This window comes from Rhizobium esperanzae (assembly GCF_002204185.1).
GTDB classification, from domain to species: domain Bacteria; phylum Pseudomonadota; class Alphaproteobacteria; order Rhizobiales; family Rhizobiaceae; genus Rhizobium; species Rhizobium esperanzae.
In genome coordinates, this window is record NZ_MXPU01000006.1 from 112,681 (window position 1) to 131,881 (window position 19,201).

Consider the following 19,201-nt stretch of genomic DNA (forward strand, 5'->3'; position numbering starts at 1 on the left):
TTCATTCTTGAGATACAGGGGATGAAGGAGGAACGGTGAAGATGTGCCGGAAGGCCGCACTGCCCATCCTTCAAGGACAGAAGCCTTTCACCCTGACCTCGGCAAGCGGATCACGAACCCGGTACCGGGCGCACGATCCTCGATATGCATCTCCGCTTTCAGCTGCTGCACGAGCGCGCGCACGATCTTCATTCCCAGGCTTTTCCCATCGTTTTCGAAGGACAGCACTTCCGCTGGCAGACCCCGTCCGTCGTCGGCGACCTCGAGGCGGATCTCATCGGCAATGCTGCGGGCACTGACCGTGACGGCGCCGGAGACATCGGGATAGGCGTGTTTGAAGGCATTGGTCACCAGCTCGTTGACGAGTAGAGCGATCTGGATCGCCCGGTCGGCATCGACCATGCATGGATCAGCGTCGACGGATACCGCGTGGCGGGAGGTCGATTGCTGCAGGCGCTGACAGAGGCTCGACAGGAAATCTGCCAGATCTACCGTTTCGATATCCGGCTGACGCCATAATTGATCGTGCACCTGGGCGATGGTTCCAACACGCGCTTCCGCATCGCGAAGGGCTTGTCCGACCTCCTCCTGCTTGGTCGAACGTGCCTGCATGGCAAGCATGGCCGCGACAAGGCCCAGGCTGTTCTTAACGCGATGGCTCATCTCTCGCAGCATGATCTGCTGGTGTTCTTCGGCAAAATGACGCGCGGTATCGTCCCGGAGCACTTTGAGGTAGCCGGCGCGCTGGGAGCGAAGCGGCATTGTCAATCCGCTGCCCCAGAATGTCGAACAGTCCTTGCGTAAGTGAAACCGCTCGTTCTCCGCGCGGCCGCGCTCCAACGCCGTCTTCATCTCGCGCTCCAGGGCGCCGTCGTCCCGGTCCTCGGGAAGAAAGAGTATATGGGCGTCGCAACCGAGAATCTCGTCTTGCTCATACCCGAAGATTCGGCAGGCGCCGGTGTTCCAGCTGATGATCCGCCCATCCCGGTCGAAAGCGAAGATCGCATAGTCGATCGCGCTTTTTAGAATAAGCTGGAGACGCTCTTCGCTGGCGCGCCGAGCTTCGTCCTCATGAAGCATCTGCGTCCGGTCGCGGACGATTTTCAGAAGGCCGTAAGTCTCGCCGGCATTGTTGCGAAGCGGCATCATCAGTCCCGAAGCCCAGAACGAACTGCCGTCCTTTCTCACATGCCAGCGATTGTCGTCGGCGCGTCCGGTGGTTAACGCAAGCCTGATTTCCTTGAGCATCGCCCCTGCAAGCTGATCATCGAACGTGAAGATGGCGGCACTGCTCTGTCCAATGATTTCGGGCGCCGAATAGCCGAAGAGATTTGTCGCACCGGCGCTCCACGTCACGACGGTGCCGTCGCGATCCATCGCAAAAATCGCATAGTCCCGGGCGCTCTCGACGATGTGCCGATAGATTTCCGCCTCGTCGCTCGAAAGGGGATATTGATCCATGCCTGCGCCCCATGGAATTGCCGTCAGCTACATTAGCACTTACTACAGTAAGTTCTCAACCGAGTTCGCTTCCGTACAAAAGTGGCCTCCGGAACCTTCCGTCGATCATAGGAGTTTACGGCGACGTGCCTTGCAATCGGCCATCGCGGGGTTCATAGTTTTCGTACGGTCGAGCGGACCTTGTGGCGCCGGCGGCTGGAAGACAGTGTCCTCTTGCCAAACAAGAGCAGAGCGATGCGTGCGTTCCAAAGCGAAAATCTCATTCTGTCACAGTTGGCGGATCCGGAGCTTCTGGCTCTGGAACGCATATTGGAACCGCTTCTTCTTCCACGCGATTTCGCGCTCGTCCATTTGGGTACGCCTGTCAGCCATTATTATTTCCTGGAAAGCGGCATTGCTTCCATGGTGGCGACAAGTCCCGAGGGCAGGAAGGCGGAGATCGGCGTGCTCGGCAGGGACGGAATGTCGCCGCCGGCCCTGACGGTGGGCGCGGAGCGGTTTTCATTCGACGTCATGATGCAGGTTGGCGGTCACGGGCGCCGCGTGGAAGCCGGCGCTCTGGCATGTTTCCTCGCCGACCGGCCCGCCGTCGGCCGGCTGCTCTCCCATTTTCTCCATAGGTTTTTCGTGCAGGTCGCCAATACCGCACTGTCGAACGCCGTTCACAAGATCGACGTTCGGCTGGCGAAATGGCTTCTGATGTGCCATGACCGCCTCGACAGCGAAAGAATTGAAATCACGCATGAATATATGGCCACGATGCTGGGAGTCCGCCGCTCCAGCGTCACTGATGCCTTACACATCCTGGAGGGTGAGCATCTCATTTATTCCACCCGCGGCTTGGTAATCATCCGCAACCGCGCATCCCTCGAAGCCTTCGCAGCAGACGCCTACGACCTCCCTGGCATCACAGGACGTGGCTGGCCGGTGATCGACCGCCCGTCTCTGGCACTGAGGCGCTGAAGTACGTCGCGCACCGGGATCGACGATCTCTCAAGGGTCACTTTCCCGGCAGATCCTTTTCGGTCGTCGCAGCCGCCGGAAGGTTGTTCTGCGACCCCTCCCTATCGGAGGCGCGCAATGGAGCTGTGGGCGCCTTCTGGACATAGATGCCGAGTCCGAGCGCGCCGATGGCCACCACAAAAGCGCAAGCGATGGCGGCAACCGACCGGCGCCCGTCCTGCTTGATCATTCCGAAAGCAAGCGCAATTCCGAGAAGGGCCGCCCCTCCCGCCACTGCAAAAAGCCAGAGATAATTCATCGTGATGCTCCCAATGTCGGGCCTCGAACCTGTGAAGACGGTGAAGGTTCCCACGGTCGCCGACGCCGACTATGCGCGTTCGAAGTTCATGCGACGCATTGACGCACAACCGCCACGGTGCTATTAATCGAATTGGTCAGGCCAGTTGACCAGTTGCGTGCTTGAGGAGAAGCCGCCGAGGAGGCCAGAATGTTTTCGCCCGTTGAATCGCGCCGCCTCTACAGACAGGTAGCGGATCAGATTCGTTCGATGATCGCCGGCGGCGAGCTTGTCGTCGGTCAGAAGTTGCCGGCCGAGCGCGAGCTGGCGGAGCAATTGTCGGTCTCGCGCCCGACCGTCCGCGAGGCGCTGATCGTTCTCGAGGTCGAAGGTCTCGTCAACATTCGCATGGGCTCCGGCATCTATGTGGTGCGCCGGCAGGGCATCAGCATGGCGACAAGCGAAAGCGAGCCGGTGGAGGGACCTTTCGAATTGCTGCAGGCGCGCGCCATCATCGAGTGCGCCATCGCCGAAGAGGCGGCAACCCGCGCCGGGCCGGAAGACATCGCCGTGCTCGATGAGGCGCTGATGCGCATGAGCGGTGGCCTCGACGATGCGGCGACTGTGCTCGCCGCCGACCGCGCCTTCCATACCGGAATTGCCGCCATCATCGGCAATGCCACCCTGATCCGCGTGACGGGCGAGATGTTCGACATGCGCATGACCCCTTATTTCGCGAAGCTGGCCAGCCATTTCGAGGGGCCGCCGACATGGCGCAGTGCCGTCGATGAGCACCGGGCGATCCGCGATGCAATAGCCGCCGGCGATACGGCAGGCGCAAAAGCTGCGATGCGTGCCCATCTCACCCTGTCGCAGAAAAGATTTTCCGAGAGCTTCGGGGAGGAGTTTTCGGGAGAGGAGGAGCGCGGCCGCGACAAGGCGGCTGCGAAAGGAGCCACCAAGACTTAAACCCGAGCTCGGGAGGAGAGAGCAATGAAGAGCAGACTGGCAACGATACTGTGCACTGCAGCCGCGATCATGGCGACGACAGCGGTCGCGCATGCACAGACGGTATTGAAATGGGCGCATGTCTATGAAACCTCGGAGCCGTTCCACACGGATTCCGTCTGGGCTGCCGAAGAGATCGCCAAGCGCACCGACGGGCGCTACAAGATCGAGGTCTATCCGGCCTCGCAGCTCGGCAAGGAAGCCGACATCAACCAGGGCCTCAAGCTCGGCACAGTCGACATCATCATCTCCGGATCAAGCTTTGCCGCACGCGACTACAAGCCGATCGGCGTCACCTATTTTCCCTATATCTTCCGTAACCCGGACCACCTGATCGCCTACACCAAGAGCGACGTCTTCAAGCGGCTTGCCAAGGGTTATGAGGACAAGACCGGCAACCACATCGCCGCCGTCAGCTATTACGGCACGCGCCACACCACCTCGAACAAGCCGATCGCCAAATGCGCCGATATGCAGGGCCTGAAGATCCGCGTGCCTGATGTTCCCGCCTATCTCGCCATGCCGCGCGCCTGCGGCGCCAACACGACGCCGATCGCCTTTGCTGAAGTCTATCTCGCCTTGCAGAATGGCACGGTCGAGGCGCAGGAAAATCCGCTGACGACGATCGAGGCGAAGAAGTTCTACGAGGTCCAGAAGAACATCATCCTCACCGGCCACATCGTCGATCACCTGAACACCGTGATCTCGAAACAGCTGTGGGCGAAGCTCTCCGACGAGGACAAGAAGATCTTCGGTGAAGTGATGCAGCAGGCGGCCGAGCGCACGACCAAGACGATCGCCGGCAAGGAAAACAGCCTGGTTGCGACCTTCAAGGAAAAGGGCCTCAACGTCACCGAGGTCGACAAGGGCGATTTCGAGAAGAACGTGATGGAACAGGTAAAGTTTGAGGACTTCGGCTACGAGAAGGCCGATTGGGAAGCGATCCGGGCGATTCAGTAAGCGCCTTGGGCGCGACATCCGCCAACTCTTCCTTCGTCATGCTCGGGCTTGTCCCGAGCATCTGCCTCAGATCGATGGGGCAGCAGATCCTCGGCACAAGGCCGAGGATAACGTCGAGCGAGGAGCGAGCCCAGCAGCCTCAAGCCGGGTGCCATCTGCGTCCTGCGCTCTCCTTCTCCAACCGGAACAAGACCGATCATGTCGCAAGAAATTCACACGCCAATCACGGCCGAGGAAATCGGTCACGAATTCGAAGGGCACGCGCCGACGGCGAACGTCGCGGACTATGCCGTCGAGGACTGGATCACGCTGATCGTTTTCTGGCTGATGGCCGGCTGCGTCTTCCTGCAATTTTTCACGCGTTATGTGTTGAACGACAGCTATGCATGGACCGAGGAAATCGCGATCAACTGCCTGATCGGCGTCGTCTTTCTAGGCGCCGTCATGTGCGTGCGCACCTCGCGGCATATCCAGGTCGACGTGTTCTATCACTATATGCCGTCGGGGCTGGCGCGCGTGCTCGCCACTTTCGTCGATATCGTCCGCATCGGCTTCTTCGCCTATGGTTGTTATCTGATGTGGCGTTACGTCGATATCGTCGCCGACGAGCAGATGGTCACCATCGAGCTGCCGCGCAACATCGTCTTCTACTCGGTGCTAGCCGCCTTCGTGCTGATGCTGATCCGCGCCGTGATCGTCTTCATCGCCAATATGCGCCGCGGCTACTCTGTCCTGGAGCGCCCGGAAGAATTCCAATCCGTCGAAGGATGACCCGATGCTGCTGCTTCTTGGCTCGTTTCTGCTGCTGATGCTGGTCGGGGTGCCCGTCGCCATTTCGATGGCCGTCGCCTCCGTGCTTTACATCGTTCTTTACGGCGTGGCGCCCGACATCATCGTCGCCCAGCGCATGATCGCCGGCGTCGAGAGTTTTCCGCTGCTCGCCGTGCCCTTCTTCATCCTGGCCGGCAATCTGATGAATTCCGCCGGCGTCACCGGCCGTATCTATTCCTTCGCGGTCGCGCTGGTCGGCTGGATGAAGGGCGGGCTGGCGCAGGTCAACATCATCGGCTCCGTCATTTTCTCGGGCATGTCGGGCACCGCGCTCGCCGATGCGGCCGGCATCGGCACGATCGAAATCAAGGCGATGAAGGACCATGGCTATCCCGTCGAAGCGGCGGTCGGTGTGACGGCCGCCTCCGCCACGCTCGGGCCGATCTTCCCGCCGTCGCTGCCCTTCGTCATCTACGGCATGATGGCGAACGTCTCGATCGGCGCTCTCTTCATGGCCGGCATCCTGCCCGGCGTCGTCATGACGCTGCTGATGATGATCACCGTCGCCGCCTTCGCCTATCGCAAACGCTGGGGTTCCGACGCGCCGTTCAATGTGCGCGAGCTCCTGTCGGCCGGCATGGAAATCCTCGTCGTCCTGATGGTGCCTGTGGCGATCTATCTGATGATGCGCGCCGGCCTCTCGATGAACGCCGCGGCGGGTATTGCCCTCCTCGTGCTCCTGGCGCTCGACTGGTATTTCGGCTTCTCCGCTGTCATGGCGCTGATGACTCCCGTCATTCTGATCGGCGGTATGACGATGGGCTGGTTCACGCCGACAGAGGCAGCGGTCGCGGCTGTGCTCTGGTCTCTCTTCCTCGGCCTCGTGCGCTACCGCACGATGACGCTCTCGACGCTCGCCAAGGCGAGCTTCGATACGATCGAAACGACGGCGTCGGTGCTCTTCATCGTCACCGCCGCGTCGGTCTTCGCGTGGCTCTTGACGGTCAGCCAGGCCGCGCAGCTACTCTCGGATGCGATCCTGTCGATCACCGACAATAAATGGGTGTTCCTGATCCTGGTGAACCTGCTGATGCTCTTCGTCGGCTGCTTCCTGGATACGATCGCCGCGATCACCATCCTCGTGCCGATCCTTCTGCCGATTGTCGCCAAGTTCGGCATCGATCCCGTTCAATTCGGCCTGATCATGACCTTGAACCTGATGATCGGCTTGCTTCACCCGCCGCTCGGCATGGTGTTGTTCGTGCTCTCACGGGTGGCGAAGCTTTCGGTCGAACGCACGACAATGGCGATCGTACCGTGGCTGGTGCCGCTGTTCCTGGCGCTGATCCTGATCACCTTCATTCCCGCCGTATCGCTCTGGCTGCCGCAGCAGCTAGGACTGTTGAGATAGGAGGATAGGATGCAGACGCGTCTGGCGCGGCTTTACCAAAAAGGCGATCTCCGAGTGGAAATGGACACAGTCCCGGCTCCCGGTCCAGGCGAAGTGCTTCTCAAGATGGCGGCCGCCGGCATCTGCGGCTCCGACCTCCATTACTATCAGGACGGCGGCTTCGGGCCGGTCAGGGTGCGCGAGCCGATCATCCCCGGCCACGAGGCCTCGGGGAGGGTTAGCCAGGCGGGCGAGGGGGTCGAGCTCAAAGCCGGCACACTGGTCGCGGTCAATCCAAGTCAGCCTTGCGGCCATTGCGAATACTGCGTGAAAGGACTGCCGATCCATTGCCTCGATATGCGTTTCATGGGCAGCGCGATGCGCCTGCCGCATGAGCAGGGCATGTTCCGGGAGTGGCTGGTGGTGCCGGCCCGGCAATGTTTCGAAATGGGAGCCGAGACGACCGCTGCGGAAGCGGCCTGCAGCGAGCCGCTCGCCGTCTGCCTGCATGCCGCATCGCGCGCCGGCGAGATATCCGGCAAACGCGTCCTCGTCACCGGCGCCGGCCCGATCGGCTGCCTGATGGTTGCCGCCGCGCGCCATCATGGTGCGGCCGAGATCGTGGTGACCGATCTGGCCGATGCGGCGCTCGCAAGAGCCAAAGCGATGGGCGCCAGCCGCACGATCAATGTTTCCGAAGGGGCTGCGGCACTTGCCGAATTCGAAGCGGGCAAGGGTTATTTCGATCTCGTCTTCGAATGCTCGGCCGCCGCACCCGCGATCCGCAGCGCAATCGCCGCCGTCCGGCCGCGCGGCACCCTCGTCCAGGTCGGCGTCACGGGCGAGATCCCGGTCCCGCTCAACGCCATTGTCGGCAAGGAGCTGCATATCCACGGAACGCAGCGGTTCCACGAGGAATTCGCCACTGCCGCCAAGCTGATTGCAAGCCGCAAGATCGATGTCCGGCCGATCATCAGCCACAGCTTACCCTTGGAAGAAGCCGCCGCCGCCTTCACCCTTGCCGGCGACCGTACGGCCGCCTGTAAGGTACAGCTTACATTTTAGCGGCTTAATACTCGCTGTAGAGATTCCGCATGGGGCGCTGACCGGTCGCGCCCGGGGTGTAAACTGCCTTACCAGCCATAGCTGAAGGTAGCACCACTGCCGTTATCCCCATCCTGCACGACGTCCGTTTCAGTATTTCGCCCATACTGGAAAATGCCATAGGCATTGTTGTTGCCGTTCTGCCGCAAGGTTGCGGAATGACCATTGCCCCGTTGCCTGACGAAGCCGAGATTGCCGCGGCCGGCCTGAGCGATACCAGCCGCGTTACCCCGACCCAGCTGCCGGATGTCAGCATCTTTCAGACCGCGGTAGAGGGAATAGACGCGCAGCCCGGTTGAAAAAAGTCGGGCATCCTGGGCATTGTCCGGTGCGAGGTTGAACGAGATCCGGCCGCCGGCATAGGCTGGCGCAGACAAGGCTACTTGGCCCAGGCTCCCGGCAAGAAGGGTGACGGCAAGGATCTTAAACACGTTGCGGGTCATTCTGATCTCCATTTCCGGCTGCCTCAGCCGATGATCAGCTTTCGCATCTTGCAGCTGAACCCAGTCGGAATTGCCCGTTCAGTTGTCGTTCAGTCGTTTCGGCCTGATTGAATGCAAAAGGACGCCGGAAACGGCGCCCTTTTGGAAAACTGTAGAACGTGGAGGCCGATCAGTTGCCGCCGATCTGCTTCACGCAGCTGAAACTCTCATCCCCGACGACGACGTTCAGGGTGGCTTTGTATTTGGCTCCTTTCGAGTCGAGCGAGACCGAACCAAGGATTGCCGCATGTCCCTCGATGGCATCAAAATCGCCACTCTGGTTGATCGTGGAGCTTCCGCCGTTTCCCACCTTTTCGACATGGAAGGTGTAAGTCCCGCCGACATGCTTGTCAGCGTGGACGAGCGCGTCCAGTCTCACCATACCTGCCCCAGGGGTCGCTTTGATTTCGCAAAGCTGCGCCCGGTCAGATTGGTTGGCTGTCGTCATGGCGGAAACCGCGCCGACGGGAAGCAGGACCAGCGCGAGAATCGTCATCGCGCGGCGCGGATGTTTGATGCTATTTGGCATGGTCGATTCCCCTGGTGGTCTGCTGTTGCGATCCTGACCTGTTTCACGGCATCCTGCAGCCGCTTACGGGCAGGCCTGGACGAAAGCGGCGACATTGCCGTTGCCGCCCTGGCTGACATTGGCGCTGCAGCCGTGGCCGACCTGGACGCCGGCCGCGATGTTGCCATTACCATCCTGGGTAAGGATGGTCGTATGGCTGGAGCCGAATTGGCCAATGCCCGCTACGTTGCGGTTGCCGTGCTGATAGGTGGCGCCATAGTTGTCGTTGCCTTCCTGACCGACAGCTGAAAGATTATGATGACCATATTGACGGCCGAGAATTCGGTTGTAGCCACCGTTCTGGTAGGTTCTGATCCGGTTTCCGTATCCTTCCTGTGCCCCACCGGCAGAGTTCGACCAGCCATATTGTTCGATACGAACATCATTGGCTATGGCGGGGGCTGCGGCGGTAATGCCGACGAGAGCGACGAGTGCGGTTGCAATGACAGACGTGCGGATCATGAATATGTCTCCTGAGGCGGAAAAGACCGCGGTTGAACGTCTTTCTTCTAGACGCTCCCTTCGGAACGGAAGCTGAAGGCATCATTCAGTCGGGGTTCATTCGCAGAGATCGGCGCAGTGTCAGCCATGGGTGACGAACGGCTGCAGCGTCTTTCAGCGAGATATTGTGCACCGCATCCCGCTCGAGAGTTGAGGCGAGGGATAGGAGCGCCCACTCACGCGACACCAGCCAAATGCTGCCGCTTGGAAGATTGCTGTGCTCGCTCCCTCACAAGGTCGCTCAGCATCTGTCGGGCTACGGCTGGCACAACATGATGTGGAAGGTGGCCGACGCCCTCGATCACCCTGATCATCGGCCTCGGATGTTTCTGCCGAAGGCCATCGATATGCCAGGCCGGCTGAACTATGCGATCCTCCGAACCGAACAGGACGTGCAGTGGCAGATTGCCGGGCAGCTTCGGCAGCAGTTCCATGTCTTTGTTGAAGGCCCGCAGCTCGTTAGCCATTGTTTCAATTGCGCCCGGATTGACCATATGAGCGGCCGGCAACACCGACAGCTGGGGAGGCAACGTGTTTGGAAAGGATGACGACCGCAGACCACGGTCGAGAAAAAACGCTGCCCATCGGCTGATTACATGCTGGCGGATCAAGGATCCCACAACCGGAGCAACGGATGCCCGGAGGATGGGCAGCGGTTTCGGTGGGACGGGCCTGCAGCACGGCGAAATCAGAAGCAATCCGTTCACCAGCTCCGGCCGACGCGCTGCCAGATGAAGTGCCGGCGCGCTGCCGATGGAGTGGGCTACGATCGAGACGCAATGCAGGTCCATTGCATCAATTAGGCGCTCGAGCCAAAAGGATTGGCCTATCGGTCCTCGTTCAGCAAGAGGAAGAGGGCTGCTGAAACCGTAGCCCGGGCGATCGGGGGCCACCATGCGGAACGTGCTCTGAGCAAACGGAATCAGAACCTCTTCAGCCAGGCTCCCACAGCCATGGAGGACAAGGATCGGTCTTGCGCTCAAGTCGCCGCTCTCCAGAACATGCACCTGCTGCTTGTCGAACTGGTAAATCGTGCCGATCCGGGGGCAAAATGCCTGCTGCTTCAACATGATCCAACAAACGCCCACAGTTGGTTCTCGGTTCCGTGACGCTTTTGGCTTAGTTCAACCAACCTGTTCTACCCGGAGCGTGCCTGCGGCAGGCCGCCGTAACAAATTCCATGGACACGTGCCATCCGGATTAGCCTGCTTCGCCCGTCGGCAATGTTGTTCTAGTGTCGTCTCGCCGCCCGGCAATATTTATATTCTAATATTGATAACAGGGCTGGTGCTCCAAAGATCCTCTGATGTGCTCGTTCTCAGAAGCTTGAAAACATGCTAAGTTTCGTCGGCAACAGAGGGGGAAAACCAATGCCACGCATCGCAAATCTTTACTTCAAGACCGCCATCATTTTTCTGATCGCCGGCATCTCGGTCGGCCTTCACATGTCGATCTCGGGTAATCACGCACCGACCGGGGCCCATGCCCATGCCAACCTGCTCGGCTGGGTCACCATGGCGCTCTTCGGCGTTTACCACGCGCTCAATCCACACAAGGCCGAGAAGCGCCTGGCGATGATCCAGTACGTCGTCTACACCTTCGGTGTCGCGGTGCTGATCCCGTCCCTTTATCTGCTGCTTTCTGGAAACACGGCGATGGAACCGATTGTCGCCATTTCCTCGCTCATCGCCTTCGCCGGCGTGCTGATGTTCGCCGTCATCATCTTCTCGGGCAGCGAAGCTTCGAGTCCGGCCGGCGTCTCCCGGGCGCGCTGATCCAATCGGGAAATAGACTATCTCGATTGCCACGTCGCATGTTCGAATTCTCCTCGTGCATCTCGTACTTTTGCATTGAGAATGACGAGGAGTTTTCGGGCGGCCAACGCGGATCGTGCCAAGGTGCGAGGTCTTGGATTCAGCCGATCGCCGTCACGTCGGCCCCGCGAGAGCGGAGAACTCCTAGAATGCTCTGAAGCCCGTTCAGAAATCCGATCGGCAGGACGATCAATGTGTTCGTGCCCCTGACGCCACCAGTTCTGGATCACGCCTTCCTGCGCCTTGGCGCCATCTCGATTGAAGCCGTAGAACGGCCCAGCTGGAACGTCGCGGAAGAACTGCGCGCGGTTGGCGGCAAGTGCGGAGCGGAAACCGTCGAACACTTCCATCGGCAGGCCCTCGGGATTGGCCTCGGTCTTGAGCATCAGCGGCGGCACGGCCGAAACGAGAACGGCCTTGGCGACGTGGCCGGCAGGCTCGCCATGCTTGGCCACATAATGGGCGACCTCACCGCCACCGGTGGAATGGCCGACATGCACGACATTCTTCAGGCCGAGCGCCTCGACGACGGCAAAGGCATCGGCTGCTGCGCGATGAGGTTCGCAATGCGAAAGCGCGATGCCGCGCGGAAACAAAAAGGCGGCTGTGTTGTTACTGATAGACACACGCAGGAGCGTTTCCCTTGCGAGGAAAGTAGCCGTAACCGGAGCAAGATGATGGACACAGCAACACACTGGGCGCTTCTCCTCGGCATATTGACCTTAGCGAGTTGGTTAGCCGGAGGCTTCGCGGCGGTGCTTGGAAACGTGGAGCTTGGCCATCACGGACAAAGGGCAGCCGAATATCTGACGTTCGGTCTGAGCGTCACCGGCTTCATCTCCGCCGTCGCGATGGTATTGATCCTGGTGATCCGATGACCTCGATCATCCGAGTGGCCATAGAGCCGACCTTCCCGCGATCGTCGATTATGTTGGCTACGAGTTGGATGATCGATCGCGAGAGGGAACTCTGATCGATCTGCCTATCCGCTACCCCTGGCGTCGCGCGGCGGTCTGCCCGGCGGCAGCAGGCGGACGACGAAAGATCGAGACCTGGTTGCGTCCGGCTTCCTTGGCGCGATAAAGCGCCATGTCGGCTTCGTGCTGGAGATTAGCCAGGGAAACACCGGTGTCGGCCCTCGACTTGAACGCCACGCCGACGCTCAGCGTCACCGAGGGGCCGACGCTGGAGGCCGGGTTCGGCAGGGCGGCCGCTTCTACGCTCTCGCGTATTCGCCTGGCGACCGCGACGGCCTCTTCTTCATCGACATCCGGAAGCACGACGAGAAACTCCTCGCCGCCATGTCGTGAGACGAGATCGCGATCGGCGCGCACGCAGCTCTGGATGATGCCGGCAACCTTGACGAGGCAGCGATCGCCTTCGCCATGTCCGAGCTTGTCGTTTAGCCCCTTGAAGTGATCGATGTCGCACATCAGCATGGCGACGATGCCGGTCTCACGGCCGTGGCGCCAGAGGCTCTCGAGCGTTTCCATCATCCAACGGCGGTTGGCGATCCCGGTCAGCGGGTCGGTTCTGGCCAGCCGCTCCAATCGGGCGTTCGCGTCGGCAAGCTCCGCGACACGGCGCTGATCCCTGCAGTCCAGAAGAAATGTCTTTTGCGCCAGGATGTTCATCGTGCGTCTGGCGACCACCGTCGCGATGATCCCACAGGAAAAGAACAGGGTCGCGGCGACGACACTGCCCGCTTCCAAGAGCGGGTTGTGCCATTGAAGGATGAAGTAGAGACAAAGGGCATAACAGGCGATTGCGATCGTCCAGGCCAGCGGCACGCTGAAGATGGTGATGGCGCTCGTCGCGACGAATAACATGATGCTCAGATGCCGCTCGTAAAATTCGCCGCCGGCAAAAACGCCGACGAGCCCGACCGAGAGGAGAATCAGGAACATTCCCACAAGCAGCGACGCCCGCTGAACGGCCGCCGGGCGCGGCTTGTTCCAAACGACTGCGGTCAAAATTGCCGCCGGCGGCAAAAGGCAGGCGGGAGCAATCATCGACAGAACGATCTGTCTCGGAAGCAGGACGGCGTTCAGCGCCAGCGTCAGAACATCGACAAACGCGACCCAAATCATCCAGGAGCGGATGACCTTCGCCGTCTGCCGCCACAACCTTTCATCAAAACGACGGCGCAGCTCGCCCGTCAGGCGGATATCGCGGGTTCGGCCCGATAAAAGACGTTCGACCTCATCCGCCATTGCGCCAGTCAACGGCCGTGGCGGCACAGACCCGGCTGGAGAGGTTTCATAGGAAGTGCTTTTGGCATCTCTCATCTTTGATTTAACTAGCCGCGATGCAACGCTCGGCAAGGCTTACGCAACCGCATCGGGATTCGTATGTTGATATTTTGTAAACAAGATTGCGCGCGCGGTCTGGGCCGGATCGTCGCGATCATGCTACCAACCCTCTTCCGGGAGGGGACAGTATGAGACTCAAACTGGTTGCAGTTGCGGTCGCGGCGCTGGCGCCGGTGGTTGCGATGCTCTTCTACAACGAAGTCGCGCTCCGCCGCCAGCGCAACGAGGAAGTGCGCACCTCCGCTGCGCAGGCGGCGAGGCAAGCCTCGTCGGAAGTCGAACGGATTATTGAGGGCCTGCACGCCCTTCTCGTCTCCGTGTCATCAATGCCTTCCGTCCGGCACCTCGACGTCCCGGCTTGCAACGACGCCCTGAAATCGGTTGCCGAAAACATTCCCAACATCCGCACCATCTTCGTCGCCGGGCTCGATGGGCGGCCGATCTGCGGAAGCATGGCTTTCCCGAAAGGCGTGGTCTTTTCCGACCGCGATTATTTCAAGCAGACTTTGGAGACCAAGAACTTTTCCGTCGGCACCTATACGCAGAGTCGCCTTTCCGACCGCCCAGTGCTGCCGCTCGCGATACCCCTGATGGAAGGCGATATCATCAAGGCCATCATCGTCAGCGGGATCCGGCTGGACTGGCTGCAGAACCGCATCACCGAACGCGAGGTTGCTCCCGGCAATGCGGTGACCATCGCCGACGGCAAGGGAACCATCGTCGCGCACGTCCCCTCTCCCGATCAGTTCGTCGGTACGATTTTGCCCGAGGAATACCAGCGGCTGATCCACGCCGAACAGCCTGATGTCATCGAGATCACCAGCCAGGACGGAACAGCGCGCATCCTCGGTTACCGCCCGATAGCCTTGCCTTCCAGCCCCCTCTATGTCAGCGTCGGCTTTTCGAAGACGGAGGTCTTCGCGCCGATCGATCGGGCGACGCTGATGAATACGCTCGCCATCATCGGCGGTGCGCTTTTCGCCTTCGTCGCCGCGATCTTTATCGGTAACCGCTTCATCCTGGTACCGATCTCCAGGATCGCAGATGTGATGGAAAGTTGGCGCAGCGGTCAGACGACGGCGCGGACGGGCATGAAGGGACCGGGCGAGCTGGGGCTCGTCGGCGCAACCTTCGATCGGCTGCTCGACGAACTCGAAGACCGCAGGCGCCAAAATCAGCAGGCGGAGGAGGAACGGAGCCTGCTCGTCCGCGAGCTGGCGCATCGCGTCAAGAATGGCTTCACGCTCGTGCAGGCGATTGCCAGACAAACCTTCTCGCGGTCCGATCCGGAGAGATACAATTCCTTCGCCGAGAGGCTCGCAGCCCTCGCCGGTACCTATGACCTCATCCTGTCGCGGGAGGGGTCGGCTTCGCCCATTCGGGATATCCTCTCCGCAGCCCTGCGGGCGCATGTCGCCTCGCAAGCCGAGCGCATTCTTCTCGACGGACCGGACGTGGTTCTTCCGGCGGACACCGCCCTGCCGCTCTCGCTCGTGATTCATGAGCTGGCGACCAACGCAACCAAGTATGGAAGCCTCAGCAGCGAAAATGGAACAGTCACCATCGAATGGAAACACGACGATGGACGTGTCCTCCTTCTGTGGACGGAAGCCGGTGGACCGCCGGTCTCGACGCCGACGAAAAAGGGCTTCGGCTCGGTGCTCATTGAACGTGCCTTCCCGTCGAAGGCGCAGGCGCGATCCCGCGTGGACTACCACACCGAAGGCCTCATCTTCGAAGTAATATTTTCAATCGGGGAACCGGTTGCCAGAGGCGAAGTTGACCTTCTGAGCCGGGATGTAAAGCATACGAGCTAGAGATGAAAACCAAGGTGGTCGTGGTCGAGGACGAGGCTCTGCTGCTGATGACGGCGGTCGCCATCGTCGAGGAGGCAGGCTTTGAAGCGCTGGAGGCACGCAATGCCGACGAGGCAATCATGCTCTTCGAAAGAGTGCCCGGCATCAGGATCCTGTTTACAGATATCGACATGCCGGGCAGCATGGATGGCTTGATGCTCGCAAAGGCTGTCCGTGACCGCTGGCCGCCCGTGGAAATCATCATCGTCTCCGGCATGAAGCAGCCGGACGCCGGCGCTTTGCCCGAGCGCGTCGTCTTCTTCTCCAAGCCCTACGATATCCGGCAGCTTACCAATGCGCTCGTCAGCATGGCCGCGTAGGACTTCGGCCGCGGCATGGCTGCTCGACTGGAAATGACGCGGCCGATAATGCATCCTTTTGGAATCTCCCGCGTTTTCCCTACTGCAACAGCAGGAGACCACCATGTCCAAACGCGAACTCATCGATACAGGCACAGACAAGCGCTACGTCCGCCGCGACGACCGGGGTCGCTTCACCGAGTCAGCGGACGTTAGCCGCTCGCTCTCGGCAGACAAGCGGCGCCGGGCAAAAAATGATGTGAAGCCCGGAGAAGGCGACCGCGGCGACCGTCACGCCAAAAGGCACTGAAATCGAGTCGTCGCTCCGCTGAGTGCAGCGGCCCGACCGGCTATCTTTCTGCCATGGAAGGCCGCTGCAAATCGATGCGGCTGGTTACGACCGGCTGGCCGGAAGCAGGGTCTTTGTCGACGGTCTGCAGTCGAAGCCTGTTCTGCCCGACCTTCTCAATCGTTAAAATTGCATCTCGGTCGCCGTTGACCAGCCGCGCCCAGGTCACACGCAGGTTGAGGGCGGCGCCTTTCCTGCTCCCGGCAAGCTTCGACGGCAGCCCCGATGGTCCCACGTACTTGCCGGTATAACGCTCTCCGGCGGCATTTACGGTCGCCGAGAAGCTCCTGGTGAAAACGGCAAGGCTGCGACACGTCCCATTCATCGAGACGGCAGATGCACCCGCATCAGATCGCAGGGTGCAGGAGACCTTCAGATTCGCGCCGCCTATCTTGGTGAGGACCATTCCGGTTCCGCTCCACTCACCGGCCAAAGACTGGAGAAATCCTGCCTCCGACGCCGTTGCCTCGGCCGGCAAGCAGGAGAGCGAAAGCAAAGTCGCGATCAGAGCAGCACGCATGAAATCCCCCAGGGTTGCATGGCCTAACTCACGAGAGGAGCAGATTGTTCCCCGTCGCGGCACTCGTGCAACCATTGCCCTCGCCTCATCCACTCCGTCGCTGCGATGCGGCATCGATCCTGCGGAGCTCGAAGAAATAACGACGGGCATCGCCGTCGACGCACATCATACCAGCGACCTCGTCGTCTCCCGTTCTGCGGAAATAGTCGGCGATCGGCTGCCTGTCGTAGATCATAGCAGCTGTGGCGAAGTTATCGAAGGTCTGAAGCCTCAGCGACGCGGTCGTACCCCGCGCCCGCAGCGCCTTCTGCAGGTAGGAGAACCAGTTCCGAGCGATCCGGGTGCGGCCGAACGGCGCCGCCTTGATGGCCAGGCTGATCGGGAAAATGCCGGGGTCGATCGCCACCAGCCGATCCGACCGCCACTGAAAGAGGAGGGCGTCGGCGCGCATGTCGGCGTGAAACCGCTTGCCGAACCAGCCGAGGTTCTCGAGCACACCGTCGAGCGGGTGATCCGATGGGATGCCCGCACCTCGCCACAGGCCGAGCATCTCGATCGGCTGGACCGGAGCCAGCGAAGAGAACCAGGCCGTCATTTCGTTCTGTCGCTTAGCGCTTTTCAGCGGCATCATGACCCCGGCTTCGTTGACAACAGGGCTTGCAGCGACACCGGCCTGAGGCCCTGCGCATCGACGCCGACATCGTACTGGCGGGGCAGGGGCTTGAGGCGGCCATGGGAATGTCCGTGCAGATTGATCGACTTCTTGCCCATCTTGTTCCAGGTGCGGAATGGGTAATGGCACAGGATCAGCAGATGATCGTCCAGCGTCATCTCGCTGTAGTGCTGAACGCTTGCCCAGCCTGTCGCCTCGGTCGTCGTCGGGGGATCATTATTCCCGATGATGAGGTGCTTCCGCCCGTTCAGCATCGAAAGGAGCTGGTCGCAATCGCCGCCGCGGAAGGACATGAAGTCGCCGAGATGCCAGATGTCGTCCTGCGCATCAACGATCTCGTTCCAGTTGCGGATCAGCGTTACGTCGTGGGACGCCATGTCGGGAAAGGGGCGTCGGTCGATGCGAAGGACGCGGGGATCTGCAAAGTGGGTATCGCCGGTAAAATAAATCATCTGACAGAGATGGCGCAGTCCGCCCACTTGGGAAGCCGACGTGTTTGCTAACGGCCGGATGTAGGAATCGAATGTTTCACGTCGTCAAGGGACGGGCTATGCACGACGCGATAACGCGCTTCGACGAGGTTATAGATCCCGAAGGCCGCCAGGCCGATCGCGATGGCGATGTGGAGGATCGCGCCGAAAGGAAGCCGTCTCACCCATTCGAGAGCGTCCGCCATGCTACCTGCCTGCTCAGGGTCAACACGAAAACCTGCATAGACGAAGAATATTCCGGTGATCACAAAGACGACGCCGCGGGCGACGAGGCCGTAGACGCAGACCGAGGTCACCAGGCCGCTTGTGTCGGCGAGCCTGAGATAGCGTTCGAATTTCCTGGTAATGCCCTTGGCTGCCGTCACGGCCCCGCCGATGATGAAGCCGAGACCGATGGCCATGGCCAGATAGGCGCCGAACGGCTGCGACATGATCCATTCTGCTAATCCCTTCTCACCCGATCCCTGACTTCCGCCGCCGCTGAAGAGTGCGTGCCCCAGCGCGTATCCGGCAAGCCCAAGATAGACGACGGCGCTGCCGAAGAAAACCGTGCGGATGGCGATGGCCTTGGCGTCGCGGCCGTGGCCGTCGCTGTCGGCCAGCGACTGTGCCAGTCGCCAGGCGACGAAACCCAGAAGTCCGATGCCGATGAGCCCAACCCAGACGCGGCCGAAGGGCTGTCCGAGAAGCGTCGAAAGTGCCGATTTCGTTTCCGACTTTCCCCCGGCGACGCCGGAGAAGAGGGCCAGGCCCGCCACGAGGAGGAACACGATACCGCGGGCCACATAGCCGCTCTTGGCAAGCAGGTCGAAACGAAATCCTTTGGGCATGATATTCTCCGCGTCCGTGTGGCTGTCAGCTCTAACGCGCTACCGCGTGGAAAGTTGTCATCGAGGAAAGACCATGATCATTGAGAGCGTTGCCGATGCCGGTCCGTAGCGCCGGGCTTCTCATCTACCGCCTTTGCGAGAAGAGACCGGAGGTCCTGCTCGTCCATCCCGGCGGTCCCTTCTGGGCGAAGAAGGACGAGGGCGCCTGGTCGATCCCGAAAGGATTGATCGAAGCCGGCGAAGACGAATTGTCGGCAGCGATCCGGGAGGCGCAGGAGGAGCTCGGCGTCGAAATTCAAGGAAGCTTCGCCCGGCTCGGAGAATATCGCCAGCAGGGCGGAAAAGTGGTGGTCGTCTGGTCGGTGGAGGCGGACGCCGCGCTTGACGTCGAGACAGTGCGGAGTTCGGAGTTTCAGATCGAATGGCCACCGCGATCGGGCCGCATCCAGAATTTCCCCGAGGTCGACCGCGCCGGCTGGTTTCCCATCGCAGAAGCTGAAATCAAGATTCTCAAAGGCCAGGTTGCCATGCTTGCCGATCTCGCAAAACAGCTCGGCCAGGACCAGTAAACG

The 19,201-nt window shown here is 60.7% G+C and carries 23 protein-coding genes and 1 pseudogene; 12 read left to right on the forward strand and 12 right to left on the reverse strand.

Annotated features, from left to right (window positions below):
- Positions 1-87: 87 nt before the first annotated feature.
- Positions 88-1,461, reverse strand: coding sequence for a sensor histidine kinase (locus B5E41_RS10715; protein ID WP_088393424.1), 1,374 nt, complete (start codon positions 1,459-1,461; stop codon positions 88-90).
- 234 nt (positions 1,462-1,695) lie between these two features.
- Between B5E41_RS10715 and B5E41_RS10720 the strand changes: the two genes are divergently transcribed.
- On the forward strand, positions 1,696-2,424 hold the full coding sequence (locus B5E41_RS10720) for a Crp/Fnr family transcriptional regulator (RefSeq protein ID WP_088393426.1): 729 nt from the start codon (positions 1,696-1,698) through the stop codon (positions 2,422-2,424).
- Positions 2,425-2,461: 37 nt separating this feature from the next.
- On the opposite strand, the gene B5E41_RS10725 is transcribed toward B5E41_RS10720, so the two are convergent.
- The gene (locus tag B5E41_RS10725; RefSeq protein ID WP_088393428.1) at positions 2,462-2,722 is read right to left on the reverse strand and encodes a hypothetical protein; all 261 of its coding nucleotides are present in this window, start codon (positions 2,720-2,722) and stop codon (positions 2,462-2,464) included.
- Between the two features lie 189 nt (positions 2,723-2,911).
- On the opposite strand from B5E41_RS10725, the gene B5E41_RS10730 reads away from it, so the two are divergent.
- From B5E41_RS10730 to B5E41_RS10750, 5 genes are all read left to right on the forward strand, one after another.
- Positions 2,912-3,670, forward strand: coding sequence for a FadR/GntR family transcriptional regulator (locus tag B5E41_RS10730; RefSeq protein WP_086084051.1), 759 nt, complete (start codon positions 2,912-2,914; stop codon positions 3,668-3,670).
- A gap of 24 nt (positions 3,671-3,694) precedes the next feature.
- Positions 3,695-4,669: a sialic acid TRAP transporter substrate-binding protein SiaP gene (locus B5E41_RS10735; RefSeq protein WP_088393430.1), complete on the forward strand. Its 975-nt coding sequence runs from the start codon at positions 3,695-3,697 to the stop codon at positions 4,667-4,669.
- Positions 4,670-4,867: 198 nt separating this feature from the next.
- Complete coding sequence (locus B5E41_RS10740) at positions 4,868-5,440, forward strand: TRAP transporter small permease (RefSeq protein WP_088393432.1); 573 nt, start codon at positions 4,868-4,870, stop codon at positions 5,438-5,440.
- A 4-nt stretch (positions 5,441-5,444) separates the two neighbouring features.
- Positions 5,445-6,851, forward strand: coding sequence for a TRAP transporter large permease (locus tag B5E41_RS10745; RefSeq protein WP_064807345.1), 1,407 nt, complete (start codon positions 5,445-5,447; stop codon positions 6,849-6,851).
- Positions 6,852-6,860: 9 nt separating this feature from the next.
- Positions 6,861-7,895: an L-idonate 5-dehydrogenase gene (locus tag B5E41_RS10750; RefSeq protein WP_088393434.1), complete on the forward strand. Its 1,035-nt coding sequence runs from the start codon at positions 6,861-6,863 to the stop codon at positions 7,893-7,895.
- A 68-nt stretch (positions 7,896-7,963) separates the two neighbouring features.
- Here the strand turns inward: B5E41_RS10750 and B5E41_RS10755 are convergent, their stop codons facing one another.
- From B5E41_RS10755 to B5E41_RS10770, 4 genes are all read right to left on the reverse strand, one after another.
- Positions 7,964-8,377 carry a curlin gene (locus B5E41_RS10755; protein ID WP_176439373.1) on the reverse strand — a complete coding sequence of 138 codons (414 nt, stop codon included), beginning with the start codon at positions 8,375-8,377 and terminating at the stop codon, positions 7,964-7,966.
- A 169-nt stretch (positions 8,378-8,546) separates the two neighbouring features.
- Positions 8,547-8,945, reverse strand: a complete 399-nt coding sequence (csgH, locus tag B5E41_RS10760; RefSeq protein WP_088393438.1) for a curli-like amyloid fiber formation chaperone CsgH — start codon at positions 8,943-8,945, stop codon at positions 8,547-8,549.
- Positions 8,946-9,008: 63 nt separating this feature from the next.
- The gene (locus B5E41_RS10765; RefSeq protein ID WP_088393440.1) at positions 9,009-9,446 is read right to left on the reverse strand and encodes a curlin; all 438 of its coding nucleotides are present in this window, start codon (positions 9,444-9,446) and stop codon (positions 9,009-9,011) included.
- 215 nt (positions 9,447-9,661) lie between these two features.
- Entirely contained in the window at positions 9,662-10,555 is an 894-nt protein-coding gene (locus B5E41_RS10770; RefSeq protein ID WP_088393442.1) for an alpha/beta fold hydrolase, read from the reverse strand.
- A 300-nt stretch (positions 10,556-10,855) separates the two neighbouring features.
- Here B5E41_RS10770 and B5E41_RS10775 point away from each other — a divergent pair, with 300 nt between their 5' ends.
- Positions 10,856-11,260 (forward strand): hypothetical protein, encoded by a 405-nt coding sequence (locus B5E41_RS10775; RefSeq protein ID WP_064807357.1) that lies wholly within the window; start codon positions 10,856-10,858, stop codon positions 11,258-11,260.
- Between the two features lie 242 nt (positions 11,261-11,502).
- On the opposite strand, the pseudogene B5E41_RS10780 reads toward B5E41_RS10775, so the two are convergent.
- Positions 11,503-11,847, reverse strand: a pseudogene (locus B5E41_RS10780) (alpha/beta fold hydrolase); the annotation flags it as partial.
- 126 nt (positions 11,848-11,973) lie between these two features.
- Between B5E41_RS10780 and B5E41_RS10785 the strand changes: the two are divergent.
- Positions 11,974-12,177 carry a hypothetical protein gene (locus tag B5E41_RS10785; protein WP_245303075.1) on the forward strand — a complete coding sequence of 68 codons (204 nt, stop codon included), beginning with the start codon at positions 11,974-11,976 and terminating at the stop codon, positions 12,175-12,177.
- A 111-nt stretch (positions 12,178-12,288) separates the two neighbouring features.
- Here B5E41_RS10785 and B5E41_RS10790 read toward each other — a convergent pair whose 3' ends face one another.
- Positions 12,289-13,587, reverse strand: coding sequence for a GGDEF domain-containing protein (locus tag B5E41_RS10790; RefSeq protein WP_088393444.1), 1,299 nt, complete (start codon positions 13,585-13,587; stop codon positions 12,289-12,291).
- A 152-nt stretch (positions 13,588-13,739) separates the two neighbouring features.
- On the opposite strand from B5E41_RS10790, the gene B5E41_RS10795 reads away from it, so the two are divergent.
- The 3 genes from B5E41_RS10795 (at position 13,740) to B5E41_RS10805 (ending at position 16,076) form a co-directional block, all read left to right on the forward strand.
- Positions 13,740-15,428, forward strand: a complete 1,689-nt coding sequence (locus tag B5E41_RS10795) for a sensor histidine kinase (protein ID WP_088393446.1) — start codon at positions 13,740-13,742, stop codon at positions 15,426-15,428.
- Between the two features lie 2 nt (positions 15,429-15,430).
- Positions 15,431-15,787: a response regulator gene (locus B5E41_RS10800; RefSeq protein ID WP_011428390.1), complete on the forward strand. Its 357-nt coding sequence runs from the start codon at positions 15,431-15,433 to the stop codon at positions 15,785-15,787.
- Between the two features lie 103 nt (positions 15,788-15,890).
- Positions 15,891-16,076: a hypothetical protein gene (locus B5E41_RS10805; protein ID WP_088393448.1), complete on the forward strand. Its 186-nt coding sequence runs from the start codon at positions 15,891-15,893 to the stop codon at positions 16,074-16,076.
- A gap of 40 nt (positions 16,077-16,116) precedes the next feature.
- Here B5E41_RS10805 and B5E41_RS10810 read toward each other — a convergent pair whose 3' ends face one another.
- The 4 genes from B5E41_RS10810 to B5E41_RS10825 form a co-directional block, all read right to left on the reverse strand.
- Positions 16,117-16,635, reverse strand: a complete 519-nt coding sequence (locus tag B5E41_RS10810) for a hypothetical protein (protein WP_088393450.1) — start codon at positions 16,633-16,635, stop codon at positions 16,117-16,119.
- A gap of 85 nt (positions 16,636-16,720) precedes the next feature.
- Positions 16,721-17,263, reverse strand: coding sequence for a GXWXG domain-containing protein (locus tag B5E41_RS10815; RefSeq protein ID WP_088393778.1), 543 nt, complete (start codon positions 17,261-17,263; stop codon positions 16,721-16,723).
- On the reverse strand, positions 17,263-17,760 hold the full coding sequence (locus tag B5E41_RS10820; RefSeq protein ID WP_088393452.1) for a metallophosphoesterase family protein: 498 nt from the start codon (positions 17,758-17,760) through the stop codon (positions 17,263-17,265). Before B5E41_RS10820 ends, B5E41_RS10815 begins: the two co-directional genes overlap by 1 nt.
- Positions 17,761-17,807: 47 nt before the next feature.
- Entirely contained in the window at positions 17,808-18,629 is an 822-nt protein-coding gene (locus B5E41_RS10825; protein ID WP_088393454.1) for a DUF1206 domain-containing protein, read from the reverse strand.
- 95 nt (positions 18,630-18,724) lie between these two features.
- Here B5E41_RS10825 and B5E41_RS10830 point away from each other — a divergent pair, with 95 nt between their 5' ends.
- Positions 18,725-19,198 (forward strand): NUDIX hydrolase, encoded by a 474-nt coding sequence (locus B5E41_RS10830; protein WP_088393456.1) that lies wholly within the window; start codon positions 18,725-18,727, stop codon positions 19,196-19,198.
- Positions 19,199-19,201: the final 3 nt, after the last annotated feature.

Excerpts from the sequence above, each read along its gene's own strand:
- B5E41_RS10770 (WP_088393442.1), bottom strand. The coding sequence starts at position 10,555 with ATGTTGAAGCAGCAGGCATTTTGCCCCCGGATCGGCACGATTTACCAG.
- B5E41_RS10800 (WP_011428390.1), top strand. The coding sequence starts at position 15,431 with ATGAAAACCAAGGTGGTCGTGGTCGAGGACGAGGCTCTGCTGCTGATG.
- B5E41_RS10750 (WP_088393434.1), top strand. The coding sequence starts at position 6,861 with ATGCAGACGCGTCTGGCGCGGCTTTACCAAAAAGGCGATCTCCGAGTG.
- B5E41_RS10805 (WP_088393448.1), top strand. The coding sequence starts at position 15,891 with ATGTCCAAACGCGAACTCATCGATACAGGCACAGACAAGCGCTACGTC.
- B5E41_RS10765 (WP_088393440.1), bottom strand. The coding sequence starts at position 9,446 with ATGATCCGCACGTCTGTCATTGCAACCGCACTCGTCGCTCTCGTCGGC.
- B5E41_RS10785 (WP_245303075.1), top strand. The coding sequence starts at position 11,974 with ATGATGGACACAGCAACACACTGGGCGCTTCTCCTCGGCATATTGACC.
- B5E41_RS10830 (WP_088393456.1), top strand. The coding sequence starts at position 18,725 with ATGCCGGTCCGTAGCGCCGGGCTTCTCATCTACCGCCTTTGCGAGAAG.
- B5E41_RS10745 (WP_064807345.1), top strand. The coding sequence starts at position 5,445 with ATGCTGCTGCTTCTTGGCTCGTTTCTGCTGCTGATGCTGGTCGGGGTG.
- B5E41_RS10720 (WP_088393426.1), top strand. The coding sequence starts at position 1,696 with ATGCGTGCGTTCCAAAGCGAAAATCTCATTCTGTCACAGTTGGCGGAT.
- B5E41_RS10795 (WP_088393446.1), top strand. The coding sequence starts at position 13,740 with ATGAGACTCAAACTGGTTGCAGTTGCGGTCGCGGCGCTGGCGCCGGTG.
- B5E41_RS10715 (WP_088393424.1), bottom strand. The coding sequence starts at position 1,461 with ATGGATCAATATCCCCTTTCGAGCGACGAGGCGGAAATCTATCGGCAC.
- B5E41_RS10740 (WP_088393432.1), top strand. The coding sequence starts at position 4,868 with ATGTCGCAAGAAATTCACACGCCAATCACGGCCGAGGAAATCGGTCAC.
- B5E41_RS10820 (WP_088393452.1), bottom strand. The coding sequence starts at position 17,760 with ATGATTTATTTTACCGGCGATACCCACTTTGCAGATCCCCGCGTCCTT.
- B5E41_RS10815 (WP_088393778.1), bottom strand. The coding sequence starts at position 17,263 with ATGCCGCTGAAAAGCGCTAAGCGACAGAACGAAATGACGGCCTGGTTC.
- B5E41_RS10825 (WP_088393454.1), bottom strand. The coding sequence starts at position 18,629 with ATGCCCAAAGGATTTCGTTTCGACCTGCTTGCCAAGAGCGGCTATGTG.
- B5E41_RS10775 (WP_064807357.1), top strand. The coding sequence starts at position 10,856 with ATGCCACGCATCGCAAATCTTTACTTCAAGACCGCCATCATTTTTCTG.
- B5E41_RS10735 (WP_088393430.1), top strand. The coding sequence starts at position 3,695 with ATGAAGAGCAGACTGGCAACGATACTGTGCACTGCAGCCGCGATCATG.
- B5E41_RS10725 (WP_088393428.1), bottom strand. The coding sequence starts at position 2,722 with ATGAATTATCTCTGGCTTTTTGCAGTGGCGGGAGGGGCGGCCCTTCTC.
- B5E41_RS10810 (WP_088393450.1), bottom strand. The coding sequence starts at position 16,635 with ATGCGTGCTGCTCTGATCGCGACTTTGCTTTCGCTCTCCTGCTTGCCG.
- B5E41_RS10730 (WP_086084051.1), top strand. The coding sequence starts at position 2,912 with ATGTTTTCGCCCGTTGAATCGCGCCGCCTCTACAGACAGGTAGCGGAT.
- csgH (WP_088393438.1), bottom strand. The coding sequence starts at position 8,945 with ATGCCAAATAGCATCAAACATCCGCGCCGCGCGATGACGATTCTCGCG.
- B5E41_RS10755 (WP_176439373.1), bottom strand. The coding sequence starts at position 8,377 with ATGACCCGCAACGTGTTTAAGATCCTTGCCGTCACCCTTCTTGCCGGG.
- B5E41_RS10790 (WP_088393444.1), bottom strand. The coding sequence starts at position 13,587 with ATGAGAGATGCCAAAAGCACTTCCTATGAAACCTCTCCAGCCGGGTCT.